Source organism: Streptomyces sp. NPDC058371 (assembly GCF_042723265.1).
GTDB lineage: Bacteria > Actinomycetota > Actinomycetes > Streptomycetales > Streptomycetaceae > Streptomyces.
The window spans coordinates 103,730-120,359 of record NZ_JBHXJC010000017.1; the positions used below are offsets into that span (position 1 = coordinate 103,730).

18 protein-coding genes and 1 pseudogene are annotated in these 16,630 nt (G+C 69.4%); 11 read left to right on the top strand and 8 right to left on the bottom strand.

The genetic code is table 11. The annotated features are described in order from the left end of the window. Positions 1-177: 177 nt before the first annotated feature. Both ACFWM2_RS34915 and ACFWM2_RS34920 read left to right on the top strand, forming a co-directional pair. Positions 178-678 (top strand): GNAT family N-acetyltransferase, encoded by a 501-nt coding sequence (locus ACFWM2_RS34915; RefSeq protein WP_383288414.1) that lies wholly within the window; start codon positions 178-180, stop codon positions 676-678. Between the two features lie 180 nt (positions 679-858). After that, the gene (locus ACFWM2_RS34920; RefSeq protein ID WP_383288417.1) at positions 859-1,242 is read left to right on the top strand and encodes a nucleotide disphospho-sugar-binding domain-containing protein; all 384 of its coding nucleotides are present in this window, start codon (positions 859-861) and stop codon (positions 1,240-1,242) included. Between the two features lie 133 nt (positions 1,243-1,375). Here ACFWM2_RS34920 and ACFWM2_RS34925 read toward each other — a convergent pair whose 3' ends face one another. After that, entirely contained in the window at positions 1,376-1,864 is a 489-nt protein-coding gene (locus tag ACFWM2_RS34925) for a beta-class carbonic anhydrase (RefSeq protein ID WP_383288420.1), read from the bottom strand. A 309-nt stretch (positions 1,865-2,173) separates the two neighbouring features. Here ACFWM2_RS34925 and ACFWM2_RS34930 point away from each other — a divergent pair, with 309 nt between their 5' ends. From ACFWM2_RS34930 to ACFWM2_RS34940, 3 genes are all read left to right on the top strand, one after another. Beyond that, a complete protein-coding gene (locus ACFWM2_RS34930; protein ID WP_383288423.1) occupies positions 2,174-2,620 on the top strand; it encodes a MarR family winged helix-turn-helix transcriptional regulator in 447 nt (148 codons plus the stop codon). Then, complete coding sequence (locus ACFWM2_RS34935; protein ID WP_383288426.1) at positions 2,613-4,040, top strand: MFS transporter; 1,428 nt, start codon at positions 2,613-2,615, stop codon at positions 4,038-4,040. Before ACFWM2_RS34930 ends, ACFWM2_RS34935 begins: the two co-directional genes overlap by 8 nt. Before the next feature lie 696 nt (positions 4,041-4,736). Continuing rightward, positions 4,737-5,147: a VOC family protein gene (locus tag ACFWM2_RS34940; RefSeq protein ID WP_383288429.1), complete on the top strand. Its 411-nt coding sequence runs from the start codon at positions 4,737-4,739 to the stop codon at positions 5,145-5,147. Between the two features lie 276 nt (positions 5,148-5,423). Here the strand turns inward: ACFWM2_RS34940 and ACFWM2_RS34945 are convergent. The 5 genes and pseudogenes from ACFWM2_RS34945 to ACFWM2_RS34965 form a co-directional block, all read right to left on the bottom strand. After that, positions 5,424-5,837 (bottom strand): annotated as a pseudogene (locus ACFWM2_RS34945) (GNAT family N-acetyltransferase); the annotation flags it as partial. Positions 5,838-5,875: 38 nt separating this feature from the next. After that, on the bottom strand, positions 5,876-6,343 hold the full coding sequence (locus ACFWM2_RS34950) for a hypothetical protein (protein ID WP_383288432.1): 468 nt from the start codon (positions 6,341-6,343) through the stop codon (positions 5,876-5,878). 12 nt (positions 6,344-6,355) lie between these two features. Beyond that, positions 6,356-6,724, bottom strand: coding sequence for an ArsR/SmtB family transcription factor (locus ACFWM2_RS34955; RefSeq protein WP_383288435.1), 369 nt, complete (start codon positions 6,722-6,724; stop codon positions 6,356-6,358). Then, positions 6,721-7,167 carry an SRPBCC domain-containing protein gene (locus ACFWM2_RS34960; protein WP_383288438.1) on the bottom strand — a complete coding sequence of 149 codons (447 nt, stop codon included), beginning with the start codon at positions 7,165-7,167 and terminating at the stop codon, positions 6,721-6,723. The genes ACFWM2_RS34955 and ACFWM2_RS34960 overlap by 4 nt, the downstream gene beginning before the upstream one ends. 200 nt (positions 7,168-7,367) lie before the next feature. Continuing rightward, entirely contained in the window at positions 7,368-8,309 is a 942-nt protein-coding gene (locus ACFWM2_RS34965) for an RNA polymerase sigma-70 factor (protein ID WP_383288441.1), read from the bottom strand. 172 nt (positions 8,310-8,481) lie between these two features. Here ACFWM2_RS34965 and ACFWM2_RS34970 point away from each other — a divergent pair, with 172 nt between their 5' ends. The 5 genes from ACFWM2_RS34970 to ACFWM2_RS34990 all read left to right on the top strand — a co-directional run bounded on the left by ACFWM2_RS34970 (position 8,482) and on the right by ACFWM2_RS34990 (position 13,417). Beyond that, positions 8,482-8,967 (top strand): carboxymuconolactone decarboxylase family protein, encoded by a 486-nt coding sequence (locus ACFWM2_RS34970; RefSeq protein ID WP_383288444.1) that lies wholly within the window; start codon positions 8,482-8,484, stop codon positions 8,965-8,967. A 155-nt stretch (positions 8,968-9,122) separates the two neighbouring features. Beyond that, positions 9,123-10,289, top strand: coding sequence for an epoxide hydrolase family protein (locus ACFWM2_RS34975; RefSeq protein ID WP_383288447.1), 1,167 nt, complete (start codon positions 9,123-9,125; stop codon positions 10,287-10,289). Between the two features lie 301 nt (positions 10,290-10,590). Further along, a complete protein-coding gene (locus tag ACFWM2_RS34980; protein WP_383288450.1) occupies positions 10,591-11,385 on the top strand; it encodes an SDR family NAD(P)-dependent oxidoreductase in 795 nt (264 codons plus the stop codon). Beyond that, the gene (locus ACFWM2_RS34985) at positions 11,382-12,143 is read left to right on the top strand and encodes an enoyl-CoA hydratase/isomerase family protein (RefSeq protein WP_383288453.1); all 762 of its coding nucleotides are present in this window, start codon (positions 11,382-11,384) and stop codon (positions 12,141-12,143) included. The genes ACFWM2_RS34980 and ACFWM2_RS34985 overlap by 4 nt, the downstream gene beginning before the upstream one ends. 143 nt (positions 12,144-12,286) lie before the next feature. Beyond that, the gene (locus ACFWM2_RS34990; RefSeq protein ID WP_383288456.1) at positions 12,287-13,417 is read left to right on the top strand and encodes a 3-oxoacyl-[acyl-carrier-protein] synthase III C-terminal domain-containing protein; all 1,131 of its coding nucleotides are present in this window, start codon (positions 12,287-12,289) and stop codon (positions 13,415-13,417) included. 142 nt (positions 13,418-13,559) lie between these two features. Here ACFWM2_RS34990 and ACFWM2_RS34995 read toward each other — a convergent pair whose 3' ends face one another. Further along, positions 13,560-14,270, bottom strand: a complete 711-nt coding sequence (locus tag ACFWM2_RS34995) for a TetR/AcrR family transcriptional regulator (protein ID WP_383288459.1) — start codon at positions 14,268-14,270, stop codon at positions 13,560-13,562. 110 nt (positions 14,271-14,380) lie between these two features. Between ACFWM2_RS34995 and ACFWM2_RS35000 the strand changes: the two genes are divergently transcribed. Further along, positions 14,381-15,082, top strand: a complete 702-nt coding sequence (locus ACFWM2_RS35000; protein WP_383288462.1) for an NAD(P)-dependent oxidoreductase — start codon at positions 14,381-14,383, stop codon at positions 15,080-15,082. Positions 15,083-15,128: 46 nt separating this feature from the next. On the opposite strand, the gene ACFWM2_RS35005 is transcribed toward ACFWM2_RS35000, so the two are convergent. Continuing rightward, a complete protein-coding gene (locus ACFWM2_RS35005; protein ID WP_383288465.1) occupies positions 15,129-16,586 on the bottom strand; it encodes a benzaldehyde dehydrogenase in 1,458 nt (485 codons plus the stop codon). Positions 16,587-16,630: the final 44 nt, after the last annotated feature.

Consider the following 16,630-nt stretch of genomic DNA (forward strand, 5'->3'; position numbering starts at 1 on the left):
TCGCTGAGGCGCACGCCGCTCGTCTGATAAATTCACCAGCAGTAGTGAGGCCTCCCTGGCCCGGACAAGTATCCGGCGGGGAGGCTTTTTCATGCCCTGGAGCGCTACGGCGACGGACTGATTGTCTTGGTGGCGCTCGCAGTTGACCCGTCTGACCCGCCTGTGCGAAGGAGTCCCATGCCGGCCGTTGTGCGCCTCGCGAGTGTTTCCGACCGCCCCGTTGTGGAGCGGTTGTGGCTGATGTTCCGGCACGACATGTCGGAGTTCCATGACCCGCTGCCGAACCCGGACGGAACCTTCCGCAGCGATCGGCTCCGTTCGGCCTTTGCTGACGCCGACTGGGCGCCCTACCTCCTGACGAGCGACGAACGTCCTGCCGGTCTGGCGTTCGTGCGTGGTTTGACCGGTCCGACGCGCGTGCTGAACAGCTTCTTCGTCGTACGCGGCGCGCGAAGGAGAGGGTTTGGGCTGCGGGCCGTTCAAGAGGTCCTGGCCGAGCACCCGGGCCGGTGGGAAATCCCCTTCCAGGATGGCAACTTGGCCGCGGTTCGGTTCTGGCGTTGCGTCGCCACGGAAGTCGCCGGCGACGCGTGGACCGAGGAACGCCGGCCGGTGCCCCACCGTCCGGAAGCGCCGGCGGACGTATGGATCTCGTTCAGCGGTCCCGTAAAGAGTTAGCCCCGCTGTGCTGGTTCAGCAGGTGATCCTCGCGCCCCGGGACGGCGGGAGGCCGCGCTCGCCACAGTCGATGCTCCGGAGAGCACGCGCAGAGCTGACCAGTTCGCGGCGGTCCGAGCCGCCGCGGACGGCTGCGACGCCATCGTGGCAGGCGGCGCCCTCGCCGTCGCCGCCCACTAGGTGTCCCAGCACCACGGCATTGGCTACGTCTACGCCGCCTTCGCCCCCGTCACGCTGCCGTCCGCTCCCCACGCGCCACCTGTCTTCCGGATGCTCGGAGAGAAGCCGGCGGACGCGGTGGTGCACCACGGCGGAGCGGGAACCACGACCACAGCGGCGGCTTCCGGGGCACCGCAGGTGGTCGTCCCGCAGACTTTCGACCAGTTCTACTTGGCCGGCCGTGTCGACGAGCTCGGCATCGGTAGCGCCCACCCGTTCGGCGAAGTCATCGCCGACTCACTGCGGGCAGCTCTCGGGCACGCCCTCGACGTGGACGTGGCGAAGCAGGCCCGCACCGTCACCCGGCAAGTGCGGACCGACGGAGCGGTGACTGCGGCCGGATGACTGATCGATATGCGGTATCCGAGGGGCCCCGCGCTGCCACTCTTCAGTGCCTCGACAGGGGAGGAGCCGGCCATGCGCGGGAACGCGCATGGCCGAACTCGCCTGTTCTGCATGGGGGTTGGGGGCGTTTTCCTCAGAGGACTTCGTTGAGCTTGCCGGTGGCGACGTCGAAGACAAAGCCGCGGATGCGGTCCTTGTGGACGACGAAGGGGTCGGCCTTGATCCGGGCGATGGACTGCTGGATGTCGGTCTCCAGATTGCTGAACGCTTCGGCGGCCCACGGTGGCCGGATGCCGGTGTCCTGCTGTACGGCGTCCTTGAAACCGTCGTCGGTGAAGGTCAGCATCCCGCAGTCGGTGTGATGGATGAGAATGATCTCCTCGGTGCCGAGGAGCCGTTGGCTGATGGCGAGGGAGCGGATCTCGTCCTGGGTCACCACGCCACCGGCGTTGCGGATGACGTGCGCCTCACCTTCGTTGAGGCCGAGGACCGCGTACACGTTCAGCCGGGCGTCCATGCAGGCCACGACGGCGAGCTGCTTGGCGGGCGGGAGCGGGAGGGGGCCGGTGAAGGTCTCCGCGTAGCGGGCGTTGTTGGCCAGCAATTCATCGGTCACGGACATGGCGAGCCTCTGTTCTTGTGTGTGTTCGCGCTTGCGTGGGGAGGGGAGGAAAACCGCACACGCAGGCCGCGTGCGTGCCTGTATGTACGGGCCCGCAAGCGGCCTAGCGACAGAACACGTTGAACAAGTAGACGCGGCGCGAGGGCCAGAAGCCCGTCAGCGCAGCTGCGGAGGCCGAAGAGGTCGACACCGCTCCAGTGAACACGTGTCCCGTGCAGGCTGGCAAGGAGACGTGTGTTCGGATGGCGCCGGGGTCAGGTGTACAGGTAAGGCTGTACAGTTTGAGTTGCGTGTTCTAGTGTGGAGCGCATGAGTGAGAGCCCGCGCCTGTCGCCCTCCGCGGTTCAGGCTTCGCGAGAGGTCCGTACGGTCATCAGCCGCCTGCGGCGCCGCATTCTGAACGCGGCCGAAGCCGAGGACATCACTCTTGGGCAGGCGTCCGTTCTGGCTCGCCTGTCCGGCAGGCAAGGCGTCACGGCCAGTGAGCTCGCCGCCGCAGAGGGGGTGCGTCACCAGTCGATGACGGCGACGGTCGCGTCGCTGGCCGCCTTGGACCTGGTGGCACGGCGGCCCGACCCCGACGACGGGCGCCGTCTGCTGATCGCGCTGACCCCGGAGGGGCACCGGCGGGTGGAGGAGGGGCAGCAGGCCCGGCAGGAGTGGCTTGCGGGAGAGCTGCAGGAGAAGTGCACGGAAGGGGAACGCCGGGCGGTGATCGCCGCCATGGCAGTACTGGAGCGCCTCACCCATGACTGAGCAGAAGACAGAGGGGCGAGGCACGGCGACGGCGGGCTTCGACCGGCGGCTGTTGCCGCCGATGCTGCTGGGCTCGGTCCTGAACCCGATCAACTCGACGATCATCGCCGTCACGCTCGTACCCATCGGTGACGCGTTGGGCGCGCCTCCCTCTCAGACCGCGTGGCTGGTCTCGGCCCTCTATCTGGCCACCGCTCTCGGGCAGCCCGTCGTGGGTCGACTCATCGACATCTTCGGGCCGCGCAGGCTCTTCCTCGTCAGCACGAGCCTCGTCGGGGTCGCCGGTGTCGTCGGCACCCTGGCACCGAACCTGGGGGTGCTGATCGCCTCGCGGGTCCTCCTCGGGTTCGGTACCTGCGCCGGGTATCCCGCCGCGATGGCGCTGGTGCGCAGCGAGGCCAAGCGCACGGGGCAGGACAGCCCCGGCGGGGTGCTGACCGCCCTGGCCGTTGCCAACCAGACCATTGCCGTGATCGGCCCACTGCTGGGCGGCTTGTTGATCGGGCTGGGTGGCTGGCGCGCCACCTTCGCGCTGAACGTGCCGCTGGCCGTCGTGGCCGTCCTGTTGGGGCTGCTCCGGCTGCCCAAGGAGGCCGGCACGGGGGAGCCCCCGGAACGCGGGCGCATCACCGGCCGGCTCGACGTGCTCGGCATGGCACTGTTCGCCGCCATGCTCGTCTCGCTGCTGCTGTTCCTGATGAACCTGCACCTGCGCGACTGGTACCTGCTGGTGATCGCCGCCGCCGCGAGCGCCGCGTTCGTGGCGCGGGAGCTACGGGCTCCCACCCCGTTCATCGACATGCGGGTGCTGGGCGGCAACACGCCACTGCTGGTCACCTACGGGCGCGCGCTGGTCGCGTACGTCGTGGCCTACTCGTTCCTCTACGGGTTCACCCAGTGGACGGAGGAAGGCGTCGGGCTCTCGCCGTTCCACGCCGGGCTGGTGCAGATACCCATGTTCCTGGTGGCCATCGGTGTCTCCATGGTCTCCGGGCGGCGCAAGGGTGTCCGTGGCAAGCTGCTCGTCGGCGCGCTCGGGCAGATCGTTGCCTGTCTGGTGATGCTGACGCTCACCGGGGACAGCCCCGTGTGGACGCTGATTCTCGTCGCCCTGATCTTCGGCGTCCCGCAGGGACTGAACAACCTGGCCCTCCAGAACTCCGTCTACTTCCAGGCCGATCCCGAACGCACCGCCTCCTCGGCCGGCCTGCTGCGCACCTTCGCGTACGTCGGCTCGATGGTCGCCTCCTCCACCGCGGCCGCCTCCTTCGGGCAGCGCGCGGACACCGGCGGCATGCACCACCTCGCCTGGATCATGCTCGGCGCAGGCGTGCTCTACCTCCTTCTGACCGTCTTCGACCGCACTCTCGGCCGCGCGACGGACGAGGACACCCCGACCGATACGCCGCAAGCGCCGTAAGCCACCCGGGAGTTCCACACCGCGAGGGCGTCATCACCTCAGCCCTACGGCTGCCGCAGAGTCGCCTGACGGCAACCTCTCGCGGGTCCACTGGGGAGGCCGCGCGACCGTTCGGGACTCAGGTGCGCGTGCAGGCAATCATCACCGCCGGCAACCCTGGACGGCTCACCCTCCGGCTGCGTGGCCATCGGCTTCGTCTCGCGGGCCTTCCGAATCGATGCAGCGATAGGGGCCGTCACTGGTGCAGTCTCTGGTTTGTCGGCGGAGCGATCACAGCCGGACTGGTCGGATCTGCAGTGGGCCCCGCAGGGACGACCGTGGGGGTGCTGGGCGGGTGCGCCATGGGCGCAGTCGGCGCCGGGTACAGCGGGTGGGCCGGCGACCTCGTCACTTCCGCGTTGAATCAGACACTCAAGTAGACCCAACGAGAAGTGAAGGTGCAGAGATGAGGGCTCTGAGCATCGTTGTGGTAGGCGTCATCATCGGACTCATCATCGGACTCATCATCGGCCCTCTGACCGTCCTGATCGTGCACCGATCGCGGCGCCGTCGATGGCTCTTCCGCCCAAGATGCACCCGCTGGGTATTCTTCCGTTCAAGGTCGGTTCCAGCGGGCAGGCCTTCGAGTCTCTCGGCGAGTGGGACCAGGGCCTGTCTCAAAGTCCGGCTCATTTGATCTTGTGGCAAGATCGCGGGATGCTACGACTAACCGACTTCATCATCGATTGCCCGGACACGATGAAGCTGGCAGCCTTCTACTCCGAGGTGATTGGGCTCCCGGTCAAGGAGGGCAGTAACGAGACCTGGGCCGGTATCCAGTTCGGCGAGATCGAACTGGCCTTCAACCAGGTGGAGGACTACCGCGCCCCGCAGTGGCCCGACATCGAGCACCCCAAGCAGTTCCACCTCGACTTCGAAGTCGACGACATCGAGGCCGAACAGCGCCGCGTCCTGGCCCTCGGCGCGGCCCTGCAGCGGGACTGCACCGGCCCCGACGGCTACGGCTTCCGTGTCTACGCCGACCCCATCGGCCACCCCTTCTGCCTCTGCCGCAACAAGGGTGTCATCTGGACCGAGCAGGGTCTCATCTGGCCCAAGCGTGACTAGGGCGCATTTTCCTGGCAGCGCGACGGAGTCTGGACGTGCATCCTGACTGCGTTGCGGGCAGGGCCGATGCGGCGGGGCTGGTCGACTGGCCGGTGAGTGTGGATTCCACCATCATTCTCAGTGAGGCTGCGCGTTCAGAGTTCGGTGGCACACGTCCGGGTCCCAGATAAAAAGCTGTGTCTGAGCCTCGCACGGCAAGTTGAGTGGTACTTCGGTGCCGGCCATGGGCCTATCGAGCTCGCTCTCGATGGATGCGCCCGGCACCCGCCGTAGAGGTCAGAGGTCGCGCGTCCGTACGTGCAGATGACCGGCGACGGGGTAAGCGGGCGGTGCCGCGGGCAGGCGTCTGGTCAGTTCGTAACGGCTCTTCTGCGCGACGCGGCATGACGCTGTGTTGTCCACTTGGTGCAGGAGTTCGAGACGCGCCAGTCCGTCACCGGGGAAGGCGCCCGTGAGCGCCTGCAGTGCTCGGGGCGCCACACCCCGGCCACGCGCATGCGCTGCGGTCCAGTAGCCGACCTCGGCGGACAGAGTGCCCGGGGTGACGTTCTTGAGGACCACGTGACCCGCCAACTGTCCCTCATTGCCAGGAGCTTGGGTCTCAGTCTCCACGATGGCGAATCCGAAGCGGTCTCCCGTCTCCCATCCCCGTTGCTGATCCTCAACCCACCGTGCCGCGCTCGCCTCGTCGCCCCTGGCCGGTCCGGGTGATCGTGGACTCCCCGGGCTCACGCGGCGCGAAGATCGAGGAGCTGCTGCGTGTGTCCGGGGATGTGGTCCCCGGCGAGGCCGTCGATGATGCCTGCCAGCGGAACCGGCTGGTCCAGTACGACCTTGTCGTTGGACAGCAGGAACGCCGGCACCAGAACCGAGGCGGCGGCTTCGTTGAGCTGATCGGCGATGTCACACAGGACGGTGGCCTGGCGCCGGAGGTGAGCGGTCAGGTCCGCCCGGCCTGCGTGGTCCGCGATGATCCGGTCGAGGTTCCAGGTGTCGAGGGCGATTCGGTTGTCGAAGGTGGGACGCGAGCCCGCGACGACGCCCAGAGCAACTGACGCAACTGCCGCGTCCACGCTCAGGAGATGAGCCAATACCTGGTCGGCGTTCCATCCCCCGTCACGGGCGTCGCCGAGGTCGGGGAGCGCGGCGACATCGAACAACCCGTCATAGGCGCTGCGAAGTGCTGTCGTATCCATGGCGGCTTCCTTTCAGTCGGGTCGTGTCGAGCGTGAATCCCGCTCCGCTGCCTCAGCGACGCGTTTGATGTTCGCAAGCCGCTGGTCCCAGTCGGCCGCGAGCGCGGACATCCATCGTGCTGTCGCGTTGAGCGCCGCGGGCCGTACCGCGTACCGCACTTCGCGTCCCACCCGGCTGCCGGAGACCAGCCCGGCGGCATCCAGGACGGCGAGGTGCTTGACCACCGCCTGCCGCGACACGGGAAGCCGTTCGGCGAGCGTCGTCGCGCTGGCCTCACCCCGCGCGGCGAGGAGATCGAGCAGCTGACGTCGCGTCGGGTCGGCCAGCGCGCCGAGGACGCTGTCGACGACATCGGTGGCGCCGGGGTGTTCTTCCGTCACGTGGAGGGCCGTTCGGCGCGCGACTTGAGCGCGTCGAGTTCCAGGGGCCAGCCTTGGCTGTGGTCCTTGTGGTTCTGACTGCGCAGTTCCTCGGACCCGGCCAGCGCCGTGAACCCGCTCTCGACGACGCGCAGTCGGGTCTGCTCGCCTTCCGAGGTCAAGGTGAACTCCACGAGGGTGCTGTTGTCGTCGCGGAGCTCTTCTCCGGGGAACGCGCTGGTCCACCGGTACGCCAGGTACGTCGGCGGCTCGACCTTCTCCACGCGGACCGGGAAGTCGCCGTGCTCTGCGTTCTTCGCCACCATCGACTCGCCCTCTTTCGCCACGGTGCCCGGCAGGCTCGTCTTGTCGGCCACCCAGAATCCGGGTTGGGCCACCAGTGACCAGACGCGCTCCAGTGGTGCCGCGATCAGGGTTTCGCGCTCGATCCGGTCCTTGCTCATGAGGTGCTCCGTTCATCGCCGCCATTTACTTGCAACCCCAGAGTTGCACGTCGATAGCGGAGGTGCAACCCAAAGGTTGCACTTGTGTGTCGTGACATCGCGAGGAAGGGCCTGGCGCAGTTCTCCCACACCTGACCGGGCGCATCCCGCGGTGCGGCGAGCGCAAGCAGTCAGGTGATCGGCTGCGAGGGGCCCCGGCGTCAGCGGCGCAGGGCGGTCTCCCGCTCCATGTGCGACAGCTTCTCGGGATTGCGCACGGCGTAGAGCCCGGTGATGAGGCCGTCGTCGATGCGCACCGCCAGGACGGTGTCGAGTACACCGTCGAGCCGGAGAATCAGCGCCGGGTAGCCATTGACCTGAGCCGGCCGCAGCGACGCGGCGTCGGCGACCCTGCCGAGCCCGGCGGTCAGCAGACGGGCCACCTTGTCGGCCCCCACGATGGGCCGCAGTACGGCCTTCTTGACTCCACCACCGTCACCCACGAGGACGACATCCGGCGCCAGGATGTGCAGCAGGCCCTGCAGATCGCCCGTCTCGGTCGCCCGCCGGAACGCATCGAGCGCGCCCCGGGTCTCGGCCGGGGAGACGACCCCGCGCGGCCGGCGCGCCGCGACGTGTGCACGTGCCCGGTGCGCGATCTGACGGACCGCGGCCGGGCTCTTGTCGACGGCTTCGGCGATCTCGTCGTACCCGAGGTCGAACACCTCGCGCAGCACGAACACCGCCCGCTCGGTCGGCGCGAGTGTCTCCATCACCAGCAGCATCGCCATCGAGACGCTGTCGGCCAGCTCGACGTCCTCGGCCACGTCCGGCGAGGTGAGCAGCGGCTCGGGCAGCCAGGAGCCGACGTAGGACTCCCTGCGCCGGCCGAGCGTACGCAGTCGGGTCAGCGCCTGGCGTGTGGTGATCCGGACCAGGTACGCACGCTGATCCCGCACCGTGCCGAGATCCACACCCGCCCACCGCAGCCAGGTCTCCTGCAGGACGTCCTCCGCGTCGGCGGCAGAGCCGAGCATCTCGTAGGCGACGGTGAACAGCAGGTTGCGGTGGGCGACGAACGTCTCGGTGGCGGGGTCCGCGCGTCCGCCGTCGGAGAGTCGCCCGGCCGTGTCCTCCGCGCGCTCGCTGTGCTCGCTGTCCACCCGCTGCTCCTGTCTGATCGCGCTCCACGGTGCCACGCGCACAAGACGCCGGTCACCGCGGCTTTGTGACACCCGTGATCGATGGTGTACGTCACACGACCGAGCCGTCACAAGGAGCTCGTCGCCGGCATCTCGTGTTCGTTCAGGCAACAACACGAGTGAGGACGAAGTCATGGACGCCCGATTCGATCTGTTCGACAACGAGTTCGCCGCCAAGTTCACCAAGCGGTTCGCCGGCGCCGGCCTGTTGATCAGTCAGTCCGCTCTGCCCAAGTCGACGCAGGAGTTGGTGTCGCTGCGCGCCAGCCAGATCAACGGCTGCGGTTGGTGCATCGACGTGCACACCAAGGAGGCCACGGCCGCCGGTGAAACCGCGACCCGGCTCCACCTGGTCGCCGCCTGGCGCGAGTCCACCGTGTTCACCGAGGCCGAGCAGGCCGCGCTGGCGCTCGCCGAAGAGGGCACACGGCTCGCCGACGCCCACCAAGGTGTGTCCGACGAGACCTGGGCCCAGGTGCGCAAGCACTACGACGACGACCAGGTCGCCGCACTGGTCTGCTTGGTCGCCCTGATCAACGCGGCCAACCGGCTCGCCGTGATCGTGCACCAGCGGGGAGGGTCGTACGAGGCCGGCATGTTCGCCGCCGCTGTGCACTGAACGGCGACCGGGTCCGGCCCGGTCCGGGTCCCTCGATCCGGGCCGGGCCCGCGTACGTCCGGGTCGGCCGGCGCCGCAGACGCCCTTCGACGCGGTCCGGTCGTTCGGCACGGATTCCGGTCCTGCGCTGACTCCGCCGGGCTAGCATGCGCGTCATGCCGGACGCCCTGCCCCGCCCCGAGCCGTTCAGCCCGCAGACCACCCCCGCGGTGATCGAGGATCTCAGGACGCGGCTGCGCGCGACGCGTTGGCCGGACTCGCCTGAGGACGCCGGGTGGTCGCTCGGGACGGACGTCTCCTACCTCCGGGAGCTCGTCGCGTACTGGGCGGACGGGTTCGACTGGTCGGCGCAGGAGGCGGCGCTCGCCCGGTTCCCTCACTTCCGCGTCCCGCTCGGCGGCCTCGGGATCCACTTCGTGCACGTTCGGGCCGCCGCGCCGACCGGGCCCGTCCTGCCGCTGGTCCTCAGTCACGGCTGGCCGGACTCGTTCTGGCGCTACGCGAAGGTCATCCCGCTCCTCACCGACCCCGGAGCGCATGGCGCAGACCCCGCCGACGCGTTCGACGTGGTGGTGCCCGACATGCCGGGCTACGGGTACTCCGACCGCCCCACCGGTCCGCCGCTCGACTCCATCGCCGTCGCCGGTCTGTGGGCGGAGCTCATGGGCGTTCTCGGCTACGCGCGGTTCGGCGCGGCGGGCGGGGACGTCGGAAGCCACGTGAGCCGATACCTCGCGCTCGACCACCCCGACCGGGTCGTGGCCGTCCACCGCACCGACGGCGGCTTGCCCGCCTTCACCGGCGACCCGGCGGACCTCACACCCGAGGAGCGCGCGTGGTTCGCGGTCGCCGCTGCCTGGGGCGCGACCGAGGGCGCGTACGGAGCCATGCATCGTACGAAGCCCCAGACAGCCGCCGTCGGTCTCACCGACTCGCCGGCCGGGCTCGCCGCGTGGATCGTCGAGAAGCTCCAGGCGTGGAGCGACTGCGACGGGGACGTCGAGCGGTGCTTCACCAAGGACGAGATCCTCACGAACGTCACGCTCTACTGGCTCACGGGGACGATCGGCTCGTCCATGCGCATGTATCACGCGAACGCCGCGATCCCGCCCGCGCAACTCGCCCGCCGGGTCGAGGTGCCCTCCGGCTTCTCGCTCTTCCGCGGTGACGTCGTCCGCCCGCCGCGCGCGTGGCTCGAGCGCACGGCGAACGTCGTACGCGTGACCGAGCCCCCACGCGGCGGCCACTTCGCGCCCTTCGAGGAGCCCGAGCTCTATGCGGAGGAACTGCGAGCGTTCTTCCGTCCCTACCGGGCGAGTTGAACGCGGGCGCCGGTCACATCGGGCCCACGTCACGGGTGACATGCCAGCAGGCGTTCCGCGAGGTGACCTGGGCGCGAGAGGCGGCGTGAATATCGGCGCATAGGACTCGCGGCCATGGTCAGAAGCGGGGACGTCAACTTGACGTGGCTTACCGGGTCACTGGGACGAGTGACAGTGATCGTCCGGCACCCCCTTTGATCATCGGTGATGTGCTGATTCCGGCTCCGTGAAGCGGATCTTGAGCGGGCTATGTTCCGGAGGCCGATATGCATTCGCGGCCTTCGCGACAGGAGCTCAGGCAGTGACAGTGAGTGATCAGCAGGCCGTATGGCCCGACCTGGAGACGGAACTGACGGTCGGTCGGCCTCAGGTTCTGCGGGGGATGACCGCCGTCGTCACGGGTGGCACCGCGGGGTTGGGGCGGCACTTGGCGGAAGGTTTTCTCGCCGCCGGGGCACGGGTTGTGTGCGGTGCGCGCGGCGCGGGCGAGGTCGCGGATCTGGTGGCCGGCCATGAGGACCGTGCCGCGTACGTCCCCGCCGACGTACGCGATCCCGATTCGTTGCGGAGGCTGATGGCCGAGACCTCCGAGCGGTTCGGGCGGATCGACATTGTGGTGGCCAACGCCGGGATCACCCGCAACGGCGGTGTCTCCAGGCTCAGTGCCGATGACTGGCGTGAGGTGATGAGCACCAATGTCGACGGTGTCTTCCACACGGTGCAGGCGGCGCTGCCGCACCTGGAGGCCGGTGGCAGCATTCTGACGGTCTCCTCGGCGATGGCGTCGCGGGCGGTGCCCGGGGCGAGCGCGTATGCCACGTCCAAGGCCGCCATCGAGGCGTTCACCCGTTGCTGCGCGGTCGAGTTGGCGGCCCGCGGGATCCGGGTCAACTGCCTGTCGCCCGGGATCCTGAGCGTGGGCATGGGCGAGATCGTGTCCGCCGACGAGCGACTGCGCCAGTTGTACTGGCCGCGGATGCTCGCCGGGCGCGCGGGCACCCCGAGGGAGGCGGTGGACGCCGCCGTGTTCCTGGTCAGCCCGGCCGCCTCCTATGTCAACGGGCATGTGCTCGAGGTCAACGGAGGGCTGCTGTGACAGTGCGGCTGGAGATCGACCAGGCTGTGGCGTGGCTGCGCCTGGACCGGCCGCCGCTCAATCTCTTCGACACCGGCCTCCAACTCGCCGCCGAGCAGGCGCTCCAGGAGGTGCGCGCCCGTACCGGGATCCGTGCCGTGGTGTTCACCGGTCTGCACGGTCACTTCTCCGCAGGCGGGGACGTCAGGGAGATGGCCACACTGTCCGGTGAGGCGGTGGCCGAGTACGCGGCCCGGATCAGCCGTCTGACCCGCGAGGTTGCCGCGTTGCCGCTGCCGGTGGTCGCCGCGGTGCAGGGCTACGCGCTGGGCGGCGGGTGTGAGCTGGCGCTGGCCGCCGACTTCCGGATCTGTACGCCGACCGCCCGGTTCGGGCTGCCGGAGACTCCGCTCGGGCTGATCCCCGGTGCGGGAGGCACCCAGCGGCTGCCGCGGCTGATCGGGAGCTCCCGCGCCAAGGACATCGTCTTCTCGGGACGGCAGGTCGATGCGGAGGAAGCCGCTCGCATCGGACTGGTCGACGAGGTCGTTCCCGCGGGCGATCTGCACACGGCGGTCATGCAGTGGCTGGCGCGCTGCACCGCGCATCCCGCCGCGGCAGTGGCTGCGGCGAAACGAGCGATCGACGCGTCCATGGAGGGCCCGCTCGAAGAGGGTCTCGACCTCGAGCACGACCTCTTCGCCCCGCTCCTTGCCGCCGGTGAGCGTACTCGGCACTTCCACAGCTTCCAGAAGGCACTCGCTCAGGCTCCCTCCTGACCGCGCAGCACCCCATCAAGCGGTGCCACCGCTTCCGGCAACACGCCACCGCACGCAGCGTCGTCCCCTACGGCGGCACCCTGCCGCACGCAGCGTCGTCCCTTCCGGCAGCAGCCCTGCCGCGCACGGAAAGTACCGCTCTGATGCTCACAGCTCCCAGCCCGTTCCCCTACGCCGTCACCGGTGCCCACACCACCCTGGGGCCGGTGATCACCATGGACGCGTGGGCCAAACTCGCGCAGATCCCTGATCGCCGCGAACCCAGCAGCACTCTCGACGGCTCCTTCATCACGCGCCTCCTCGGCATCGAGGGCAAGAGCTGGGGCCCGGACCAGTTCGCTACACCCGACACCGTCGCCGAGACGGCCCGGGCAGCCCTCTCCGGCGCGTGCCTCGACGCCCGCGACGTCACCGCCGTCGTCGTGGTCACCTGCAACCCGTACCAGACCCTTCTCGACCAGGACGCCTTCACCCTGATGCGCATGCTGGGCATCGGTGATCATGTGCCGCCCCTGCAACTCGGTGCGGGCTGCGCGGGCCTGGCGCGGGCCGCCGCTCTCGTGGCCCAGTTGGCGACCGAGCGGGCCCTGGTCATCGCCTACAGCGTTCCCAGCCGGATCAGCTTCGACGAGGACGGCGTGATGCTGCCCGCCTACCGGGGCAACGCCGTCCACCCCTACGGGAAGAACCTGTGGGCGTCACCGGCGCTGTTCTCCGACGCGGCGGCAGCCATGGTCCTCGAGCGCGACGAGAACATCGACGGCCTGGTGCTGTACTCCCGCGACAGCCAGTCCTTCGGTGACGAGCCCGGGGTCGACGACCCACTGATCCACTTCCTGGGCGGCGGCACCGAGCACCCGGCCGGCGCACCGGGCTCCGCGGAACTGGCGTGCTTCGGCATGAACGCGCCCGAGATCGCCCGCTACTACAGCGGCGGCATGATGCTCAACCACCAGGCACTGGAAGCCGCCCGCCCCGGCTACCTCAACGACGTCCACCGGGTCTACACGCACCAGGCCAACCCGCGCCTGGTCGAGGAGTTCGTCGAGCAGACCGGCCTGACAGTCGAACAAGCCCCCAGCAACGTACGGCAGTTGGGCAACACCGTCTCACCGTCCACGTTGGCGCTCCTGCACGCCGACCAGACGAACGGCAGCCTCGCCTACGGCGACCGGGCCTGTTTCTCCGTCGTCGGCTCAGGCCCCGAACGCGGCGCGTTCATCACCCCCATCCGCATCCCTGCGCTGCGACAAGTCGAGTCGCTGCCGGCCTAGCCCGAGTCGGCCGGGCCTCCGCCCACGCGCGGAGGCCGGCCGCACGCACAGTCAAGCCGCCATGCGCCCCTGGCCCCGGCCTGTGCGCCCTGTTGCGTCGGATCGCCGACGCCCACGTCGCCCTCGACGACCCGGGCGTCTTCTACCGCTGCGGCGTGATGCCCAAGGTCCTGATCAGCTGGGCCAGTTCTTCGACGAAGAGTTTGTCCGGGTTGAGTGTCTGGGTCTGCAGGTGGCCGTAGATCTCGAGTGAGACCAGGCCGTGCAGATGACTCCAGATGCGCAGGGCGAGGGCGACGGCGGCCGGGGGCAGGTCGGGGAACGCCGGGCGGACCTTGTCGAGAAGGCCGGCGTCGAAGTCGGACCAGGTGAAATCACTGTCGGCGTAGCGGTGTTCGGCGTGTGGCCAGGCGGCGGCAGCCAGCGCGGTGATGCCGGTGCACACGCGGTGGGCGGCGTCCGGCGCTGCTCCGCCGTCGGGCGGTCGGTAGCCGGGTACGGGATCGCCGTAGACGAGCCGGAAGCCCTCGGGATTGGCCAGGGCCCAGCCGCGGAACGCGCGAGCCCACGCCTCGATCCGGGCGGCCGGGTCGTGAGCGGGCGCGGCTTCCCAGGCGGAGTCCACGGTGTCGGCCAGCGCGGTGTACACGTCGTTGATCAGCGTGGTGACGAGGTCGTCGCGCGTGGCGAAGTATCCGTAGATGGCGTTGGCGGTCATGCCCATCTCGCGGGCGATGGCCCGCAGTGTGATCGCGTCGGGGCCGCCCGAAGCCATCAACTCGAGTGCGACCTTCTTGATTTCGGCGGTCGTCTCGGCCCGTAGCCGCTCGCGGCGTCCTCTGATCGTTCCCACGACACCGACTCTACAGCGTCACCATGCTGCATGCCGTATGTTTACTTCACGGCGTATAGTTTCTGGGTGCCGTGAAGAGATCGCGTACGTCGCAACTCAAGGGGAGAGCCATGCGCATCGGAGTCGTCGGAGCAACGGGCGGTATCGGCAGCCGAGTTGTCACCGAAGCCCTCGACCGGGGGCACCACGTCACGGCCTTCAGCCGCGACGCCTCGAAGATCGAGGAGAGCCGGGAGAACGTGACCTGGAAAAGCGTCGACGTCCTCGACCCGGACAGCGTCGCCGCCGCGCTCCCCGGCCTAGACGTGCTGATCAGTGGGTTCCAGCCCGGCAACGCCGCCAAGGACATCGCCGACACGGTGGCCCGCTCGATCGCCGACCCCACGGTGTATGCCACCGCGGCGCGAACTCTGCTCAAGGCGTTGGAGAGCCACTCCCGGACCCGGCTGATCGTCATAGGCGGCGCCGGCAGCCTGGAGGTCGAGCCGGGACTCGTACGGGCGGACAGCGACGACCTCCTGCACGAGACCCTCGACGCGATCGGCCTGCCGAGGGAGTACGCCGCCGCGGTGCGCGGTCACCGTGACGCCCTGGACGTCCTGCGCACGTCCAACCGGCTGTGGACCTACCTCAGTCCCGCGGAGGACATCGCCCCGGGCGAGCGCACGGCCCGGTTCCGGATCGGCACCGATCAGCCCGTCCTCGACGGGGACGGCCGCAGTCGCATCTCCATGGAGGACGCGGCCGTCGCGCTCGTCGACGAGGCGGAGCTGCCCCGCTTCGTGCAACGCCGTTTCACCATCGGCTACTGAGCCCGTGCGCAGCCCCTGGTCCGGCCAATGATCCGAACGGTTCGGTCTAGAAGGGGTAGTCGGCCTGCGTTCCGCGGACCGTGATCCAGCGGGTCTCTGTGAACGCCTCGATGTTGGCGGCGCCGCCGAACCGTGCTCCGGTGCCGGAGCCGGCGACGCCGCCGAACGGGGCGACCGCTTCGTCGTTGACGGTCTGGTCGTTGATGTGGACGAGTCCGGTGGGGATGCGTTCCGCGAGTTCGAGGCCGCGCATGACGTCGGAGGTGAGGATGCCGAGCGAGAGTCCGTACGGTGTCGCGGTGGCGAGGGCAACCGCCTCGTCCAGGTCGGAGTAGACGCGGACGGGGGCGACCGGCCCGAAGACCTCTTCCGTGTACGCGGGGGAGCGGTCGTCGACATGAGTGAGCACGGTGGGCCGGTAGAAGAGGTCCTGACAGGTGCCTCCGGCGGCGAGCCGGGCGCCGCGTTCGACGCTCGTCCGCACCAGCGCGTGGATCTTGTCGCGCTGGCCCGCGTCGATGACGGGACCGAGCGCCACCTGTTCCTTCGCGGGGTTGCCCACCGGGAGTTGGTCCGCCTTTTCTACGAGGCGCTCGATGTATTCGTCGGCGACGGAGGCGTGCACCAGGTGCCGCCCGGTCGTCATGCAGACCTGGCCCTGGTGGAAGAAGGAGCCCCAGGCGGCGGTGGAGGCGGCACGCTCCAGGTCGGCGTCGGGCAGCACGATCAGTGCGGAGTTGCCGCCGAGTTCGAGGTGGGCGCGCTTGAGGTGCTCGGCGGCGGCCGCGCCGACCTTGCGTCCGGCGGCGGTCGAGCCGGTGAACGAGATCACGCGGACCTGGGGTGCGACGACGAGGGCGGATCCGGTGTCCGCGCCGCCGGGCAGCAGCTGCAGCACGTCCGCGGGCAGCCCCGCCTCCTCGAACACCCGCATGATCGCCACTCCGCCGGACACGGCGGTGCGCAGGTCGGGCTTGAGCAGGACGGTGTTGCCCAGGGCCAGGGCCGGGGCGACCGAGCGGATGGCGAGGATCAGCGGGACATTGAAGGGCGCAATCACGCCGACCACACCGGCCGGTATCCGGCGGGCCATGCTGAGCCGGGGTTCCGCGGAGGGCAGCAACTCGCCGAGGGGGCGCGATGCCAGGGCAGCGGCCTCGTAGCACTCCTGGGCCGCGGTGATGGTCTCGAAGGCGGCCTTGCCGGGGATGCTGCCCGCCTCGCGGATCAGCCACTGCTGTATCTCTTCGGCGTACGTGGTGAACAGGTCGCCGGCCCGGCGCAGTACGGCCGCGCGCTCGGTGTACGGGGTGCGGGCCCAGGCGGTCCCTGCGGCGGCGGCGCGCTCGGCAGCGGTGGCAACGTCCTCGGCGGAGGCGGCGCCGACATGGTCCAGTACGTCGCCGGTGGCGGGTTCGACCACGGGCGAGGTGCCGCCCGTGGTGGCGGTCCAGCCGCCGATACCGGCCTTTCCGGACCACAGGGCGGGGTCGAGGAGGGGCATGACGGTCTCCAGGCGAGGGTGTGAGGGACGAGGGACGCAGGGCA

Bases quoted from the DNA above. Each gene is read 5' to 3' on its own strand.
- ACFWM2_RS34915 (WP_383288414.1), top strand. From the start codon at position 178: ATGCCGGCCGTTGTGCGCCTCGCGAGTGTTTCCGACCGCCCCGTTGTG.
- ACFWM2_RS34925 (WP_383288420.1), bottom strand. From the start codon at position 1,864: ATGTCCGTGACCGATGAATTGCTGGCCAACAACGCCCGCTACGCGGAG.
- ACFWM2_RS34930 (WP_383288423.1), top strand. From the start codon at position 2,174: ATGAGTGAGAGCCCGCGCCTGTCGCCCTCCGCGGTTCAGGCTTCGCGA.
- ACFWM2_RS34935 (WP_383288426.1), top strand. From the start codon at position 2,613: ATGACTGAGCAGAAGACAGAGGGGCGAGGCACGGCGACGGCGGGCTTC.
- ACFWM2_RS34940 (WP_383288429.1), top strand. From the start codon at position 4,737: ATGCTACGACTAACCGACTTCATCATCGATTGCCCGGACACGATGAAG.
- ACFWM2_RS34950 (WP_383288432.1), bottom strand. From the start codon at position 6,343: ATGGATACGACAGCACTTCGCAGCGCCTATGACGGGTTGTTCGATGTC.
- ACFWM2_RS34960 (WP_383288438.1), bottom strand. From the start codon at position 7,167: ATGAGCAAGGACCGGATCGAGCGCGAAACCCTGATCGCGGCACCACTG.
- ACFWM2_RS34970 (WP_383288444.1), top strand. From the start codon at position 8,482: ATGGACGCCCGATTCGATCTGTTCGACAACGAGTTCGCCGCCAAGTTC.
- ACFWM2_RS34975 (WP_383288447.1), top strand. From the start codon at position 9,123: ATGCCGGACGCCCTGCCCCGCCCCGAGCCGTTCAGCCCGCAGACCACC.
- ACFWM2_RS34990 (WP_383288456.1), top strand. From the start codon at position 12,287: ATGCTCACAGCTCCCAGCCCGTTCCCCTACGCCGTCACCGGTGCCCAC.
- ACFWM2_RS35000 (WP_383288462.1), top strand. From the start codon at position 14,381: ATGCGCATCGGAGTCGTCGGAGCAACGGGCGGTATCGGCAGCCGAGTT.
- ACFWM2_RS35005 (WP_383288465.1), bottom strand. From the start codon at position 16,586: ATGCCCCTCCTCGACCCCGCCCTGTGGTCCGGAAAGGCCGGTATCGGC.